Source organism: Syntrophomonas curvata (assembly GCF_052976825.1).
Window position 1 is genome coordinate 1,170,328 of record NZ_CM129641.1, and the last position, 15,098, is coordinate 1,185,425.

17 protein-coding genes are annotated in these 15,098 nt (G+C 50.0%); all 17 read left to right on the forward strand.

Annotation, left to right across the window (positions count from 1 at the left end; genetic code table 11):
* Positions 1-3 precede the first annotated feature (3 nt).
* The 17 genes from accC (at position 4) to recN (ending at position 15,072) form a co-directional block, all read left to right on the forward strand.
* Entirely contained in the window at positions 4-1,353 is a 1,350-nt protein-coding gene (gene accC, locus ACU70B_RS05100) for an acetyl-CoA carboxylase biotin carboxylase subunit (protein WP_447185266.1), read from the forward strand.
* Positions 1,354-1,440: 87 nt separating this feature from the next.
* Positions 1,441-1,845 (forward strand): Asp23/Gls24 family envelope stress response protein, encoded by a 405-nt coding sequence (locus tag ACU70B_RS05105; protein WP_447185267.1) that lies wholly within the window; start codon positions 1,441-1,443, stop codon positions 1,843-1,845.
* An 81-nt stretch (positions 1,846-1,926) separates the two neighbouring features.
* The gene (gene amaP, locus ACU70B_RS05110) at positions 1,927-2,466 is read left to right on the forward strand and encodes an alkaline shock response membrane anchor protein AmaP (protein WP_447185268.1); all 540 of its coding nucleotides are present in this window, start codon (positions 1,927-1,929) and stop codon (positions 2,464-2,466) included.
* Positions 2,467-2,586: 120 nt separating this feature from the next.
* Positions 2,587-2,808, forward strand: a complete 222-nt coding sequence (locus ACU70B_RS05115; protein WP_447185269.1) for a DUF2273 domain-containing protein — start codon at positions 2,587-2,589, stop codon at positions 2,806-2,808.
* A gap of 17 nt (positions 2,809-2,825) precedes the next feature.
* Positions 2,826-3,227 carry a transcription antitermination factor NusB gene (gene nusB, locus ACU70B_RS05120; RefSeq protein WP_447185270.1) on the forward strand — a complete coding sequence of 134 codons (402 nt, stop codon included), beginning with the start codon at positions 2,826-2,828 and terminating at the stop codon, positions 3,225-3,227.
* Positions 3,224-4,192 carry a Kae1-like domain-containing protein gene (locus ACU70B_RS05125; protein WP_447185271.1) on the forward strand — a complete coding sequence of 323 codons (969 nt, stop codon included), beginning with the start codon at positions 3,224-3,226 and terminating at the stop codon, positions 4,190-4,192. The genes nusB and ACU70B_RS05125 overlap by 4 nt, the downstream gene beginning before the upstream one ends.
* 109 nt (positions 4,193-4,301) lie before the next feature.
* Positions 4,302-5,138 (forward strand): tetrahydrofolate dehydrogenase/cyclohydrolase catalytic domain-containing protein, encoded by an 837-nt coding sequence (locus ACU70B_RS05130; protein WP_447185272.1) that lies wholly within the window; start codon positions 4,302-4,304, stop codon positions 5,136-5,138.
* A complete protein-coding gene (gene xseA / locus ACU70B_RS05135) occupies positions 5,135-6,352 on the forward strand; it encodes an exodeoxyribonuclease VII large subunit (RefSeq protein ID WP_447185273.1) in 1,218 nt (405 codons plus the stop codon). The genes ACU70B_RS05130 and xseA overlap by 4 nt, the downstream gene beginning before the upstream one ends.
* A complete protein-coding gene (gene xseB, locus ACU70B_RS05140) occupies positions 6,349-6,558 on the forward strand; it encodes an exodeoxyribonuclease VII small subunit (protein ID WP_447185711.1) in 210 nt (69 codons plus the stop codon). Before xseA ends, xseB begins: the two co-directional genes overlap by 4 nt.
* 18 nt (positions 6,559-6,576) lie before the next feature.
* The gene (locus ACU70B_RS05145) at positions 6,577-7,482 is read left to right on the forward strand and encodes a polyprenyl synthetase family protein (protein WP_447185274.1); all 906 of its coding nucleotides are present in this window, start codon (positions 6,577-6,579) and stop codon (positions 7,480-7,482) included.
* A gap of 748 nt (positions 7,483-8,230) precedes the next feature.
* Positions 8,231-8,800, forward strand: coding sequence for a hypothetical protein (locus tag ACU70B_RS05150; protein WP_447185712.1), 570 nt, complete (start codon positions 8,231-8,233; stop codon positions 8,798-8,800).
* A 5-nt stretch (positions 8,801-8,805) separates the two neighbouring features.
* A complete protein-coding gene (gene dxs / locus ACU70B_RS05155) occupies positions 8,806-10,722 on the forward strand; it encodes a 1-deoxy-D-xylulose-5-phosphate synthase (protein WP_447185275.1) in 1,917 nt (638 codons plus the stop codon).
* Positions 10,709-11,527 carry a TlyA family RNA methyltransferase gene (locus tag ACU70B_RS05160; protein ID WP_447185276.1) on the forward strand — a complete coding sequence of 273 codons (819 nt, stop codon included), beginning with the start codon at positions 10,709-10,711 and terminating at the stop codon, positions 11,525-11,527. The genes dxs and ACU70B_RS05160 overlap by 14 nt, the downstream gene beginning before the upstream one ends.
* Positions 11,524-12,333, forward strand: a complete 810-nt coding sequence (locus ACU70B_RS05165; RefSeq protein WP_447185277.1) for an NAD(+)/NADH kinase — start codon at positions 11,524-11,526, stop codon at positions 12,331-12,333. Before ACU70B_RS05160 ends, ACU70B_RS05165 begins: the two co-directional genes overlap by 4 nt.
* Positions 12,333-12,917 (forward strand): tRNA 5-(aminomethyl)-2-thiouridylate-methyltransferase MnmM, encoded by a 585-nt coding sequence (mnmM, locus tag ACU70B_RS05170; protein WP_447185278.1) that lies wholly within the window; start codon positions 12,333-12,335, stop codon positions 12,915-12,917. Before ACU70B_RS05165 ends, mnmM begins: the two co-directional genes overlap by 1 nt.
* Positions 12,914-13,366, forward strand: a complete 453-nt coding sequence (gene argR, locus ACU70B_RS05175; RefSeq protein WP_447185279.1) for an arginine repressor — start codon at positions 12,914-12,916, stop codon at positions 13,364-13,366. Before mnmM ends, argR begins: the two co-directional genes overlap by 4 nt.
* A 29-nt stretch (positions 13,367-13,395) precedes the next feature.
* Positions 13,396-15,072, forward strand: coding sequence for a DNA repair protein RecN (gene recN, locus ACU70B_RS05180; protein ID WP_447185280.1), 1,677 nt, complete (start codon positions 13,396-13,398; stop codon positions 15,070-15,072).
* Positions 15,073-15,098 lie beyond the last annotated feature (26 nt).

The window sequence follows — 15,098 nt, forward strand, 5'->3', positions numbered from 1 at the left end:
AGATTGTTTTCCAGGGTACTTATTGCCAACCGTGGCGAAATAGCCCTCAGGGTTATAAGAGCCTGCCGGGAACTAGGGGTAGAAACAGTGGCGGTTTATTCAACTGCCGACCGGGACAGCTTGCATGTACAGGCAGCGGATGAGAAGGTTTGCATAGGTGGCCCGCCGGCGCGGGAAAGTTACTTGAATATAGCCAATATTATAGCAGCGGCAAAGAATAAAGGGGTGGATGCTATTCACCCCGGTTATGGTTTTCTGGCTGAAAACGCCTACTTTGCTGAGCTCTGTGATACCCATGGAATAAAGTTTATTGGCCCCCGGCCTGATGTTATAAAGCTTATGGGCGACAAGGTCACAGCCCGGGAGGTCGTGAGCAAAGCCGGAGTTCCACTGGTTCCGGGCAGCAATGGTGCGGTTGCTTCCTATGAAGAGGCATTGGCTGTAGCGCGGGAGATCGGCTATCCGGTAATGATAAAAGCTTCTGCCGGCGGAGGGGGCAAAGGCATGCGCCTGGCTCATGGAGAAGCAACTTTAAAAGAGTCGCTGGAAATGGCCAAAATGGAAGCAGGGGCTGCTTTTGATAATAACGAGGTTTACATTGAGAAGTATATAGAAGAACCTCGCCATATCGAATTTCAGGTGCTGGGAGACGAGCAGGGCAATATCATTCACCTGGGGGAAAGGGATTGCTCTTTACAAAGGCGCAACCAGAAGCTTCTGGAGGAGGCTCCTTCTACTTTCCTGGACCAGGAATTACGCGGCCGTATGGGGGCGGTTGCAGTTAATGCCGCCCGGGCTGCCGGTTACTACAGTGCCGGGACGGTAGAGTTTCTGGTGGATAAAAACCGTAATTTCTATTTTATAGAAATGAATACCCGAATCCAGGTCGAGCACCCGGTGACCGAAATGATTACCGGAGTTGATTTAGTTAAGGAACAGATAAGGATTGCCGCCGGGGAGACCCTGCTTTATACCCAGGAAGATATCCGAATCAATGGCTGTGCCATGGAGTGCCGGGTTAATGCGGAAGACCCCGATAATGATTTCCGGCCCTCGCCGGGCAGAGTGGGCCAATACCTGATTCCGGGAGGACCTGGAGTTAGAGTCGATTCAGCCGTATATTCCAATTACACTATACCGCCATATTATGATTCCATGGTGGCCAAACTCATTGTTTGGGCTCCAGGGCGGCAGGAGCTTATCAGCCGGATGAAAAGAGCCCTGCAGGAATTTAACATTGAAAACATCGCCACTACCATACCTTTTCATCTTAAAGTACTGGATAATGCCTTTTTTCAAAGAGGTGAGGTATATACCAACTTCATCCAGCGCAGAATGAGTGATGAGAGATAATGACAGGGAAAATCGATAGTATAATTTGATAATATGGCTTTGCATGCTAAAATATCAAGTATACAATTATAATGGAGGTGGACAAATATGGATAATGACAAACCGGAGATCAATAATGAATTCGGGGCGATAAGAATTGCTGACGAAGTAGTAGCTACGGTTGCAGGTCTGGCCGCTGCTGATGTTGAGGGTGTTGCTTCCATGAGCGGCGGGTGGAGTACCGATCTGGTCGAAAAGCTTGGAAAAAGGAATTTTGGCAAGGGGATTAAGGTAGAGGTTATAGATGACGAAACTAAAATTGATATCTATATAGTAGTTGAATTTGGTTATCAGATCCCTGAGGTAGCGGAAACTGTGCAGAAAGAAGTCAAAATAGCCGTTGAAACCATGACGGGGCTTGCTGTCACTGCAGTAAACGTGCATATTGTCGGCGTATCTATGAAGAAAAGCGGCAATGCTGACGATACCAACGCTCCGTTGGTTGCAGAGTAATCTTTGGTATTAGCGATATGGACAACCCCCTGCTTTCCCAGGGGGTTATCTGTATTATGACCGTCTGAAAGAGGTGAAGTAATGCAGAGTATATGGCGACTGCTTCTTTTTGTCTATAACCTGCTGCTGATCATTGTAGCAGGCATGGCTGTGGCGGCTTCCATTGGCCGGCCTGAGCCCGTTGCTTACATAGAGCTAGCCCTGTCCACACCCCAAAATCGAATAATTGTAGGACTGGTGGGGGTTATATTACTGGTAGTGGGAGTTTTGGTTTTTCTGTCCACCATCAAGCTGGAGCCCCGGGCCAAATCGGTTGAGGTCGAACGCAGTCTGGCTGGTGAGGTATCAATCACGGTTCCTGCAATCAAGATCATTATTATGAAAGCGGTTAAAAAAATTGAGGGGATCAAAGAAATCAGGCCGGTAGTAACCAACGGAGCGGACGGGCTGCAGGTTTACCTGCACATGATGATAAACCCGGATATAAGTGTTCCCGAACTCAGCAAGAAGGTTCAGGATGTGGTCAGGGAATACCTGGAAAATATCGGAGGCCTGAAAGTAGCCGAGGTTAAAGTGCTGGTTGATGACCTGAACCCGGGCGCAAAAACCAGCAACGGTTAGAGACCCGGTGATTAACCGTACGTGGAACAGCGGAAGCCGAATATTCCTCCCCCGCGGGGACAGCCTATGTACCCTGACATCTTCCCGGGTAGTTTGTGCGTTTGGAAAGGGGGCATAATTATGTGGGAGAATATCCTGCGGATTATATTTGAACAGCATCGAGGTAAAGCTATAGGTATAGTACTGGGATTGCTGGCCAGTATCCTTTTTATAAGCTATGGTTTCTGGCGCACAATCTTCATAATTATCTGTATTGCGCTGGGGTTTTTTATTGGTAAGGAATTAGATGAGAAAAAGAATTTTGAGCAATGGTTAAAGCGCATGTTTAAAGATAAGCAGTAGTAGAAAGGAGAACAGGTTTGAGCAGGAGAAAGGCACGGGAATTTGCTTTTAAGGTATTGTTTCAGGTTGACCAGGTAGATGCTGACCCTCACCGCGCGTTCAGATACCTGCTGCAAGACAATTCTCTGGCGGACAAAGACCGGGTGTTTTCGTGGGACTTGATTATGGGATGTTTAGCCCATCTGGAACAGATCGATAGCAAAATCAGCCATTATGCCAGAGACTGGTCCTTAAACCGGATGTCGGCCATCGACCGGAATATTATTCGGGTTGCTGGCTATGAAGTGATGTTTTACGAGCAGTCTGAACCTATAGTGGCTATAGATGAAGCCCTGGAAATAGCTAAAAAATATGGTGACGAAACCTCAGCCGCATTTATAAATGCCATTTTGGATAAAATGCTGGGAGAGTCGAGATGAAACTCTATCTAGGGATAGATACCAGCGCTTACACCACATCAATAGCGGTGGTGGATGCTGATTACAATATCATTAGTGATAGAAGAAAGGTACTGGAGGTCAGACAGGGAGAAAAGGGTTTGCAGCAGTCAGAAGCGCTTTTTCTACACCTGCGAAACCTTCCTTTTTTATTTGTCCAGCTGCCGGCAGGCGTGAATGAAAAGGTGGCTGCTATGGCCGTAAGTGCGTTTCCCCGCAATATAGAGGGGAGTTATATGCCGGTATTTACCGCCGGTTTATCCCAGGCTCAAGTGCTCAGCCATTACAATGCTGTTCCTTTGCTCAGGCTCAGCCATCAGGAAGGGCACATTATGGCGGGAATAAAGGGAAATGAAGAACTGATGTCTACCGCAGCGTTCATCGCCTGCCACTTTTCCGGGGGAACATCCGAGGTATTGCTGGTAAGGCGGGGAAAAGAAAGGGCTTTTGACATAGATATCACCATGGCGGGTTCCGACCTGCATGCCGGTCAGCTGGTTGATCGGGTTGGTGTAGCCCTGGGATTATCCTTTCCCTCGGGCAAGTTACTGGAAGAAATGGCCTGCAGGTGGGATGGGGACACTATGCCGGTTATTCCGTCGGCAGTCAAAGGGGATTCCTTTTCTTTCTCGGGAGCGGAAACCCGCGCCCTGCATTTGCTCGAACGGGGAGAAGCGCCAGGGGGCATAGCTGGTGCGGTATTCAGAACCATAGCCAATACCCTGGAAAAATGTTTGCTGCAGCAGGCAGAAAAAAGCGGCTTAAAGGAAGTGTTGCTGGTAGGCGGGGTAATGGCCAACGGCTTTATCCGGCAGCGTTTGCTGGAGCGTCTGGAACACCCGGCAGTGGGACTTAAACTCTACTTCGCCGATCCCTGCCTCAGTACCGACAACGCCGTAGGCATCGCCATGTTAGCCGCTTACCTGAGTCAGCGGGAAAGTAATTAGACGCTGAGCTTCAGTAGTGCCGGGGAATACGCGGCAATTAACGGTAATTCAGGTTCCCGGTTCGGCGAGATTCGTATCAAAATAAATCAATTATTTAGGGGTGTAATTGATGGAAACTATTAGTGGTACCCAGATTGCCCAGGAGATTCGGGAAGGTTTACAAAAAGCCAATAAGAAAGACGGTATCAAACCGGTACTGGCCGTAATTGTGGTTGGTGACCGGCAGGAGAACCTGGTTTATGTGGGATTGAAGGAAAAGGCTGTCGCCTCCATAGGGGGAGAGACCCTTATGGTGGTATTGCCCGAGGATGCCAGCAAGCAAGCGCTGCTGGATGCTATTGGGGAGCTCAATCAGGACAACAGCGTGGATGGTATTTTATTGCAGCTTCCGATATCCGATGAGTTGGAAAAAGATAAGGAAGAAATCCTATCGGCCATAAAGATGGAAAAGGATGTGGATGGATTTACACCCGCCAATCGGGGGCGGCTGGCGGGCGATGGGGCTGAATTCATCAGTTGTGCGGCCCTGGCCTGTATGGAAGTGATTGATAGGGTTTATCCTTCGCTGGAAGGAAAGAGAATTGTGCTGGCAGGGGATTCTTTTGATGTCATCGTTCCGGTTGCCACCATTTTATTAAAACGGGGTTATCCGGTTAACATATACCCTTGCTATCAGGATAATCTGGTCAGCCAGGCTGATATTCTGGTGGTGGAGAAAGGGGCGCCACAGATCATCAAGGGGTCGGATATACAAGGTGAACCGCTTATTATTGATGCCGGTTTTTATTGGGAGTCCGGTTCCAGTTGCGGCAATGTGCACCGTGAATCAGTGGCCGGCAGCGGCGGTTATCTCTTGCCGGTTCCAGGTGGATTGGGGCCGGTACTGATTGCCAAGCTCTGTGCTAATGTGTCGCAGGCGGCTCGCCGAAACCGAGGCCAGGTATGAATGAATATTTAAGCGTAAGCCAATTGAACAATTATATAAACCGCCTCCTGGTTGGTGACGACCTGCTGCAGGACTTCTGGCTTAAGGGCGAAATATCGGGGTTCAGGCTTTACCAGCAATCGGGTCATGCCTATTTCACCCTGAAGGATGAGGACGCAGCAGTAAGCTGTGTCATGTTTAAAAGCCGGGCCCGTAACTTGAAATTCAAGCCGGAGGATGGCATGGAAATTCTTTTGCGGGGGTCTATGGCGGTTTATGCCCGCCAGGGGAAGTATCAGATCTATGCCGAGGAAATGCAGCCTTACGGAGTGGGAGGGCTGTTTTTGTATCTGGAACAACTGAAGAATCGGCTGGAAGCAGAGGGGTATTTTGCCCTGGAAAAAAAGAAGCCTATTCCGCCTCTGGTCAACCGGGTGGGGGTGGTTACCTCCCAGGATGGCGCAGCCTTTCAGGATATTTTACGGGTGCTGCGACAAAGGCACCGGGGAGTGGAGCTGATACTGGCCCACAGCTCGGTTCAGGGGGCGGAGGCTCCGCTGGAGCTGGCGGCGGCCGTGCAAATGCTCAATCAGTACTCCGCGGTGGATGTGATAATTATAGGCCGGGGTGGCGGCTCTTTTGAGGACTTGATGGCTTTCAACAGCGAAGAAGTGGTAAAAGCCATCTATGAGTCCACTATACCTGTAATATCTGCGGTAGGCCATGAAGTTGACTATAGCCTGGCCGATCTGGCCGCTGATCTGCGGGCAGCTACCCCGACCCAGGCTGCCCAACTGGCCGTACCGGATATGCTGCATTTGGAGGCCGGGATTAACGATTTTCAACAAAGATTGTTACGGGCAGCTGATAACAGGTTAAATCAAAGTGCTGAAAGGCTGGATGGGGTTATGATGCGCCGGGTCTGGCGTGAACCCGGGATGGTACTGGATAAAAGCAGGGAGAGGCTGGTGGGCCTGAGCCATAACCTGTCGGATGAAGTACTGGCAGGCTGGAGGTTAAAAGAGCATCAGTTTTCGGTAGGCGTTACGGCTCTAGACAAGCTAAGCCCCTTAAAAGTGTTAAGACGGGGTTACGCTGTGGTCCGCCGGGGAGACCGGGTGATTCGTCGGATCGAAGAGGTTGAGCCCGGCGAAGAGGTAAGGATAGATTTATCTGATGGTGTGATTAATGCTGCCGTAAAAGACAGGGAGAGGGTGAACCGGTGGGAGAGATGAAGTTCGAAGATGCCTTGAAAACATTGGAGGAAATAGTGGAAAAGCTGGAATCAGGCAATCTGGAGTTGGAGGAATCCATCCGGCTGTTCGAGCAGGGGGTCAAACTGTCGCTCTATTGCCGGCAGCAGTTGCAGCAGGCTGAAGCTAAAATCCAGCGTCTGGTCAAAAACCTCAATGGTGAACTGGAATTGCTGGATATGGAGTAGATGAGAAAGGAGAGTTCAATGGATTTCGATTTCACGGAATTCAAGCAGGAATTGGAGAAGCGCAAGCAGCATATAGATAGCTGTCTTAAGCTGTATCTTACCCGGGAGGATGCCCATCCCCCGATTATCCATGAAGCCATGCATTATGCGGTATTCAACGGAGGGAAAAGGCTGCGGCCGATAATGGTGCTGGAAGGGGCCAGGCTGGCGGGAGGAAATCAGGCGAATGCCGTTCCCATTGCCTGTGCTCTGGAGATGATACATTCCTATTCCCTGGTCCATGACGACTTGCCGGCTATGGATAATGATGAACTGCGCCGGGGCAAACCCACCTGTCACATAGTATTTGGGGAAGCCAACGCTATCTTGGTCGGGGATGCCCTGTTGACCGGGGCATTTGCCGTAATGACGGAAGCGGCTGAACTGCCGGGAGTAAAATTGGGCAACCTGATCCGGGTGATAAGGGAAACGGCAGAATCTGCCGGCAGCCAGGGAATGGTTGGAGGGCAGGTGATTGACCTGGAATCGGAAGGAAAGAACATTGATTATGATACTTTGAAGACCCTGCATAGCCTGAAAACCGGGAAATTATTTCAGGTTGCTTTAAGGTCCGGAGCTCTGATATGTGATATAAATCAGGAAGGGTTGGCGGCCGTGGACGAGTATGCCAGGAATTTTGGACTGGCTTTTCAGATAACCGATGATATACTGGACATAAGTGGAAACCAGGAGTTGCTGGGCAAGCCTACCGGCAGTGATGCTAAGAATGGCAAGACTACATATCCCGGCCTGTTGGGATTGGATAAATCCCGGGAAATGGCGTCAAGTTGTGTTGAAGCCTGTATCCGCAGCCTGCAAAACTTTGGCAGTGATGCCGATTTTCTGCGTCAACTGGCCTATTTTACTTTGGTGCGCAAAAACTAATCAAGCTGAAAACAGGATGCATCTGGAATTGATACGTTACTAGATAGAAAAGCATCTGCTATGATATAATATAGTACTGATAAACAACCTGGCAAAAGGTTGCAGTATTCTAGTCAACCCTATCAGCTTTGAAAACGGGCCTAAAAATCCGTTAAGGGCACAACGATGAAGCTTCTGGTTTTGGCTTGTGACGCCCAGTCAGGGGTCATTGCTGGGAGTTAAGGGCAGGGGGGCAATCCGCAACGGCATGCGGGCATGACCCTCCTATCCGCGGAGGCATATTACGGTGGTAATATGAAAACCTGCATTTGGTAGAAGCTGGGTGCAGCGTAGCCTGCCTTGAGTGGTGGCGGCGAATGGGCGCAGAAGGATGGTCAAGTCCCGGCCAGGATTCGGTCATCTGCTCTGAAACCGTTATTGCAAAAGAGGCTAGAAATTGATGTGGGTTGCAGAGGAAAACTCCTAGACTGTGTGCGTTGCACAATTTGACGAGGATTAAAGTGCGTACTAAGTGGTAATCCAGTCCCATCTCCGGTAACGGGGTGGAGCAGGCGTAAAGGGAAACCGCCCTTTTGGCGACAATCGGGTGACCTGCTGGGAAAACCTGCTGGACCTAAGTCGCAGCGTTTACTCGCCAAATAACCTTTTGCCAGCGTTACATATACTCTTATTTTCCCCTGGTAAACATGTATTAACGGAATAGAACCAATACTAATACCGGGGATAGCCGGGAGATATAGCACGATTGATGGGCTATGTTAAAAAGGGTAATTTAATATCGGGATCTATAGTAGCCTTTTTTACGTTTTTTATTGCTCTGCTGGTAAGTCTAGGGTCAGAGGCCCTGGTCAGGGCGGTAAACAGTGTGATTGTGGCTATTGTTCTATTATTTATCATTATTTTTCTGGGCATATTCTTTGATATTATAGGAACTGCTGCTACCGCAGCCATTTTGCCGCCTTTTAATGCCAGGGCGGCAAAAAAAGTATTTGGCGCCAAACAGGCGGTAAAGATTATTCGCAACAACGATGTGGTGGCTAATTTCTGCAATGATGTGGTAGGGGATGTTGCCGGTACCTTGAGCGGAGCTATTGGCGCCGGAATAGTTATCAGCCTTGGCTCCCGCCTGGGATTTATCGATCTGATCCTGGGCGGTTCGGTGATGACCAGCCTGATTGCGGCTCTTACCGTGGGGGGCAAGGCCGTAGGCAAAAGTATTGCGGTCAACAATGCCAATAGTATTATTTTCAGCGTAGCTGTAATCATGGCGTGGTGGGAGAGTATAAGCGGTATGGAAGTGTTTAAAAATAGAAGGTGAATTATATGTACAGGATATTGGAATCGATAAGCTCACCTGAAGACGTAAAAAGGCTTAATATAAGCAAGATGAATGAGTTAGCCGAGGATATAAGGGAGATGCTGATTAACAGCGTTTCTCGCTGCGGCGGGCATCTGGCTGCTAATCTGGGAGTGGTGGAGACCACTATAGCGCTCCATTTTGTCTTTCATACCCCCGAGGACAAAATAATATGGGATGTAGGGCACCAGAGTTATGTGCACAAGATTCTTACCGGGCGCTGGCAGGAGATGGGTTCGCTGCGTCAATTCGGGGGGCTGAGCGGTTTCCCTAAAAATGACGAATCCCCCCATGATGCGTTTAACACCGGTCACAGCAGCACCTCGATTTCGGCTGCGCTGGGTATGGCGCTGGCCCGGGATATCAGGGGAGAGAAGCATTCAGTGGTAGCCGTTATCGGGGATGGAGCCCTTACCGGGGGCATGGCCTTCGAGGCTCTGAATCATGCCGGGCATGAGGCCCGGGATCTGATTGTTGTTCTAAACGATAATGAAATGTCCATTTCCCGCAATGTGGGCGCCATGTCTGCCTATCTTAACCGGCTTCGCACCGACCCTTCCTATTCCCGGAAAAAGGAAGAAATAGAATCTGCCCTGAATAAAATTCCGGCCATCGGACCCAATATTGCCAGGGCGGCAGGTAAATTTAAGGACATGGTCAAGTATGTCATGGTTCCGGGGATACTATTCGAGGAGCTGGGCTTTACTTATATCGGCCCGGTCAACGGGCATAATCTGGAGGAATTGATTACGGTTCTGGCCAATGTACGCAAAATGAAAGGACCGGTGCTGGTTCATACTATTACCCAGAAGGGGCGTGGTTATGAGCCGGCCTTAAACGACCCTGATCGTTTTCATGGCATCGGGCCCTTTGATATTGATACCGGCAGGCAGCGTCCCCGGACCATCAGGACCTATACCGAGATTTTTGGCGAATTTATGTTAGAGAGGGCTCGGGAAGACCACAGGGTGGTAGCCATTACTGCAGCTATGGCCAGCGGCACCGGTCTGATTGAATTCGCCCATCACTACCCTGACCGATTTTTCGATGTAGGCATATGTGAACAGCATGCGGTGACCCTGGCGGCAGGTTTGGCCCGGGGCGGGCTGAGGCCGGTGGTGGCTGTTTACTCCACCTTTTTACAGCGGGCTTATGACCAGATCATCCATGATGTGGCTATGCAGAAACTGCCGGTTATTTTTGCGGTCGACCGGGCCGGGCTGGTAGGTGAGGACGGACCTACCCACCATGGGGTATTCGATTTATCTTATTTACGCAGTATCCCCAACTTGACGGTCATGGTTCCGGCCAATGAATTGGAACTGCGGAACATGCTCCACACGGCCTTTAATATCGACGGGCCGGTGGCTATAAGATACCCGCGCGGGGCGGGGGAGGGGCTGCCGCTTGATGAACCTCTGCAATTGCTGGAGTTGGGACAGGCCCGGATGGTGGAAGAAGGTAATGATGTTGCTATTATCGGAATCGGCAGAGGAGTGGGCATAGGTTCGGATGTCAGGCAGCTCCTGACAGCAAGGGGAATCAGCACCAGGCTGATCGACGCCCGCTTTGCCAAGCCGCTGGATAATAAACTTATTTGTCAAACCGCCCGGCAGTGCCGGCGGCTGGTCTGTATCGAAGACAATTGCCGGGCCGGAGGATTCGGCAGTGCATTATTGGAACTGCTGGAAGATAATGGACTCAAAGCCGAGGTGCTCCGGGTGGGTATCCCGGATGATTTTATCGAGCAGGGCAAAGTTGAACAGCTGCTGGAATTTCTTAATATGGACCCCGAGTCCATAACCGAGAGTGTTATAACCAGGTGGCCCGAGTTACTGGCCAACAGCAGGGTATGGGGGTTAATTCATTTTGGCAAAAACTAGATTGGACAACCTGCTGCTGGCCCGGGGTATGGTCTCCAGTCGGGAAAAAGCCCGGGCGATCATACTTGCCGGCGAGGTTAAAGTAAATGGCCTGCGGGTTGACAAGCCGGGAGCCGGGTTCCCTGACGAGGTCGAAATTACAGTGGAGAGCAGCAGTCCCAGATATGTGAGCCGGGGCGGCTTGAAACTGGAAAAGGCGATAAAGGAATTTGCCATAGATTTTATGGATAGAACCGTGCTTGACGTAGGTGCGTCCACCGGGGGATATACCGATTGCGCACTGCAGCACGGTGCCCGACGGGTTTTTGCGGTAGATGTGGGCTACGGGCAACTGGATTGGACTCTGCGCAATGACTCCCGGGTGGTCTGCCTGGAGAAAACCAATATTCGCTATTTTAAGCCGGAACAGTTAGGGCGGCAAGTTGATATTATAACTGTAGATGTATCATTTATTTCCACTGCCCTGGTTTTTCCTGTCATAAAGGATATGCTGACCGCGCAAGGCAATATCATAAGCCTTATAAAACCTCAGTTTGAAGCAGGCAGAAATAAAGTGGGCAAAAAGGGAGTAGTACGGGACCGGACCGTACACCGCGAGGTACTGCTCGGTTGCATCACCGCTGCTGCCGGTGAAAACCTTAACTGTGCGGGGATAACTTATTCTCCCATTACCGGACCCCAGGGGAATATCGAGTTTTTTATTCATCTTAGGAAAACGACAGTTTCTCCGGAGCTTGAAATTGATAAAACGGTGGCGTCGGTAGTTGATGAAGCTCACCAGCAGTTGGGAGGCAAAGGCAGTTGAAGATCCTTCTGGTAAATAACCGCTATAAGGAACATACTGCGGAGATGGCGCGAAAGCTGGCCGGTAAACTGGATGCCTTGAATATAGATGTGGAAATAGAGGGAGAAGGCCAAAGCGGGGAGCAGGATCTGGTAATAGTGCTGGGCGGTGACGGTACTATCCTAAGGGCAGCCAGGCATTATGCCTCCCGTAATCTGCCGGTGCTGGGTGTAAATATGGGAACAGTGGGCTTCCTCAGCAACATAGAAGCTGACGAGCTGGATTATTATCTGAAACAGCTTGTAAGCAGCAATTACGCTATCGATGAGCGCATGATGCTTAATATAGATTTATACGAGCAGGCAAAAATAGCTGAGAGCTTCTACTGTCTTAATGAACTGGTGGTTAGGGCCGCTACTCCGCGCATGGTTAGTTTCAACCTGGCTATCGATGGACAGAACCTGGGGGTATACCGGGGGGATGGCTTAATAATAGCTTCCCCCACCGGATCAACTGCTTATTCGCTTTCAGCCGGCGGGCCGATCTGCGATCCGGAGATGAATGCGTTTATAATAACTCCGATTGCACCCCATTTTATCTGTCAAAGACCGATGGTTCTGTCTTCCCGGAGATTGCTGGAACTTACCCCCCTGGACTGTCAGGGTGCGATTATCTGCATAGACGGACAGATCAGGCGGGACTTTAAAGCACTGAATACTATAGGGGTCAGCCGGGCAGAATTCAAGTTAAGTCTGGTTGACCTAAAAGGTTCAGGCTTTTTCAATAATATGGGGAACAGATTGCGGCGCATAGAAGGGATATGGTAATGCGTAGTGGAATGTTCGGCAATGCGGTATCGATTTCCCACCAAGTAATTGCCCGGGTGGTGCAGCCGGGAGATACGGTTGTCGACGCTACCTGCGGGCGGGGCAAGGACACGCTATTTCTGGCTCAGCTGGTTGGCTCTCGGGGCAGGGTATATGCCTTCGATATCCAGGATGAGGCTCTGAAAAGCACCCGGGAACTGCTGAACAAGAATAAATGTTTGAATCAGGCAGTACTGATAAACGCAAATCATAGCCAGATGGCTTCCTATGTTGAAGGGCATCCCTCTGCCTGTATGTTTAATCTGGGCTATCTCCCCGGAGGGGATCATAGCCTGATAACCAATAGCAAGGATACTCTGCGGGCCTTGTCCGATTGCATAACCCTCCTCGCCCCGCAGGGGATAGTAAGCCTGGTTTTTTATCCGGGTCATCCCGGCGGGCAGGAAGAAATGGAATCTATAGAGAAATTCTTGTCAGGATTACCCCAGCAGTTATTTGAGGTGATCAGAGCAAGCTTCTTAAATCAGATTAATTGCCCCCCTCAGATAATATGCATAGAAAAACTAGGCGGAGGTCAGTTATGAAAGCCAGGCGTACATTTGCCATAGTAGATATAATAGCTAACCAGCGCATCTCTACCCAGGAAGAGTTATGCGAGGCCCTCAAGAGCAGCGGCTATGATGTTACCCAGGCCACAGTATCCCGGGATATTAAGGAGCTTCATCTGATTAAGATACCTGACGACCAGGGATACCACTATGCTCTCCCTGAAAACAGCCCCATAAGGAATTCCCGGGAACGTATACGCAGGTTATTTCAAGATTCGGTTATAGATATCGACTACAGTGAAAATATAGTGGTTATTAAAACCCTGCCCGGCGCGGCTCCGTCCATAGCTTCCCTGATAGACTTCGCCGGCCTGGAAAATATCCTGGGTACAGTTGCAGGAGATGACACTATATTTGTAGTAGTAAAACCTAAAAAAGCGGTAAACAGCATTGTAAACTACTTCGAGGCTTTGATTAATTCCTGATTCATTCCCTGATTAACGGGAGGTAAGCCATGTTACAGGAAATATACATAAGCAATTTCGTGTTAATCGATGAACTGCGGATAGAGTTCAATACCGGGCTTAATGTCCTGAGCGGTGAAACCGGTGCCGGCAAATCAATAATCATTGATGCCCTGGGCTTAATCATGGGTGAAAGGGTAAAAAATGATTGGATACGAGATAATAGCCGCAAGGCCGTAGCCGAAGCGGTTTTTGTTTTGCCTCCCGGCAGTGAGGCTCTTTTGTTTCTTACCGAGAATACGCTCGTCGAGGAGGATGAAGATACCCTCATCATAAGCCGGGAGATTTACCCCAGCGGAAGAAGCGCAGCCAGGATTAACGGACGCAATGTCACTGCGGGAGTGCTGAAAAAACTGGCTGCTCTGTTATTGGATATGCACCTGCAGCATGAACACCTGAGCATCCTGCAATCAGAAAAATACATGGATTATCTGGACAGCTTTGCCGATGGTGCTGAAGAACTGCTGGCAGAGTTAGAAGGCATATTTAAGCAGCTGCGGGCCCGGCAAGAGGAACTGAGGACAATCGAACTGGGACAGCGGGACAAGCTGGAGCGGATGGAGTTTATCGACTACCAGATCAAAGAGCTGGAAAATGCAAGTCTCCGTGAAGGGGAAGAAGAAGAACTCAATGCGCTGAGAACCCGAATTAAGAACGCGGCCAGACTGTTGGAGGGGACCGACCAGGTTCTCAACCTGCTTTACAGCAATGATGCGGGTAGAAATGCCTATGATTTGATATCCGGCGCCCGGGACATAATCAACAACCTGAAGGGGGAAGAATTTTTCGCCGAGCTGGGTATTGCCCTGGAGGAGATAAATTACAGTCTGCAGGATATGGCCATGAAGCTGGCTTCCTTCAGGGAAACCCTGGATTTTCAGCCCGGACAATTGGAAGAGCTGGAAGACAGGCTGTATCAAATATCCCGATTACAAAAGAAATATGGCAACAGCGTTGGTGACGTACTGAATTATCTGGAAGCGGCGCGAAGTGAGCTGGAAACGCTGGGCCGGCAGCAGGAAAGCAGGGAGGAACTGCAGAGTATTGTTGCGGATCTGCAGCGCACTTATCGGCTTAAGGCGGATGAACTGAGCAGGATTCGCGCCCAGGCGGCAAGATTGATAGAAGATAAGGTTCATGATGAACTCATTCAACTTGGCATGCCCCATGTGAGATTTGTTGTGAGTCTGCAAACCAGGGAAGTACCAGGCCCTAAAGGTACGGATCATATTGATTTTCTCTTTTCACCCAATCCTGGTGAACCTCCCGGACCATTGTCGCGCATAGCCTCGGGGGGAGAGCTGTCCCGTTTCGTTTTGGCTCTTAAAACCGTTCTGGCTTGGGTTTACAAGGTGCCTACCATGATATTTGATGAGATCGACGTGGGCGTCGGTGGGAGTGCACTGACGGCCATGGCCAGGAAACTGGCCCAGATGGCAGCCAGCCACCAGGTTATTCTGGTAACGCACTCGGCTCAGGTGGCAAGCTTTGCCGATGCCCATTACTTAATTGAAAAACAGGTGGAAAATGAGACTACCCTCACCCGGGTGAAGGTATTGGATGATAAAGAACGAGAACAGGAAATAGCCCGGATGCTATCCGGCGACAACTTATCGCCACTTACCCTGGAACACGCCCGGGAAATGCTGAACCAGGCCAAAGAATAACCGGGGGGGCGGCGCAAATGCCCTTA

What these genes read in the sequence shown, in the direction of transcription:
- ACU70B_RS05105 (WP_447185267.1), top strand. Translation starts at nt 1,441, where the DNA reads ATGGATAATGACAAACCGGAGATCAATAATGAATTCGGGGCGATAAGA.
- amaP (WP_447185268.1), top strand. Translation starts at nt 1,927, where the DNA reads ATGCAGAGTATATGGCGACTGCTTCTTTTTGTCTATAACCTGCTGCTG.
- ACU70B_RS05115 (WP_447185269.1), top strand. Translation starts at nt 2,587, where the DNA reads ATGTGGGAGAATATCCTGCGGATTATATTTGAACAGCATCGAGGTAAA.
- ACU70B_RS05125 (WP_447185271.1), top strand. Translation starts at nt 3,224, where the DNA reads ATGAAACTCTATCTAGGGATAGATACCAGCGCTTACACCACATCAATA.
- ACU70B_RS05130 (WP_447185272.1), top strand. Translation starts at nt 4,302, where the DNA reads ATGGAAACTATTAGTGGTACCCAGATTGCCCAGGAGATTCGGGAAGGT.
- xseA (WP_447185273.1), top strand. Translation starts at nt 5,135, where the DNA reads ATGAATGAATATTTAAGCGTAAGCCAATTGAACAATTATATAAACCGC.
- xseB (WP_447185711.1), top strand. Translation starts at nt 6,349, where the DNA reads ATGAAGTTCGAAGATGCCTTGAAAACATTGGAGGAAATAGTGGAAAAG.
- ACU70B_RS05145 (WP_447185274.1), top strand. Translation starts at nt 6,577, where the DNA reads ATGGATTTCGATTTCACGGAATTCAAGCAGGAATTGGAGAAGCGCAAG.
- ACU70B_RS05150 (WP_447185712.1), top strand. Translation starts at nt 8,231, where the DNA reads ATGGGCTATGTTAAAAAGGGTAATTTAATATCGGGATCTATAGTAGCC.
- dxs (WP_447185275.1), top strand. Translation starts at nt 8,806, where the DNA reads ATGTACAGGATATTGGAATCGATAAGCTCACCTGAAGACGTAAAAAGG.
- mnmM (WP_447185278.1), top strand. Translation starts at nt 12,333, where the DNA reads ATGCGTAGTGGAATGTTCGGCAATGCGGTATCGATTTCCCACCAAGTA.
- argR (WP_447185279.1), top strand. Translation starts at nt 12,914, where the DNA reads ATGAAAGCCAGGCGTACATTTGCCATAGTAGATATAATAGCTAACCAG.
- recN (WP_447185280.1), top strand. Translation starts at nt 13,396, where the DNA reads ATGTTACAGGAAATATACATAAGCAATTTCGTGTTAATCGATGAACTG.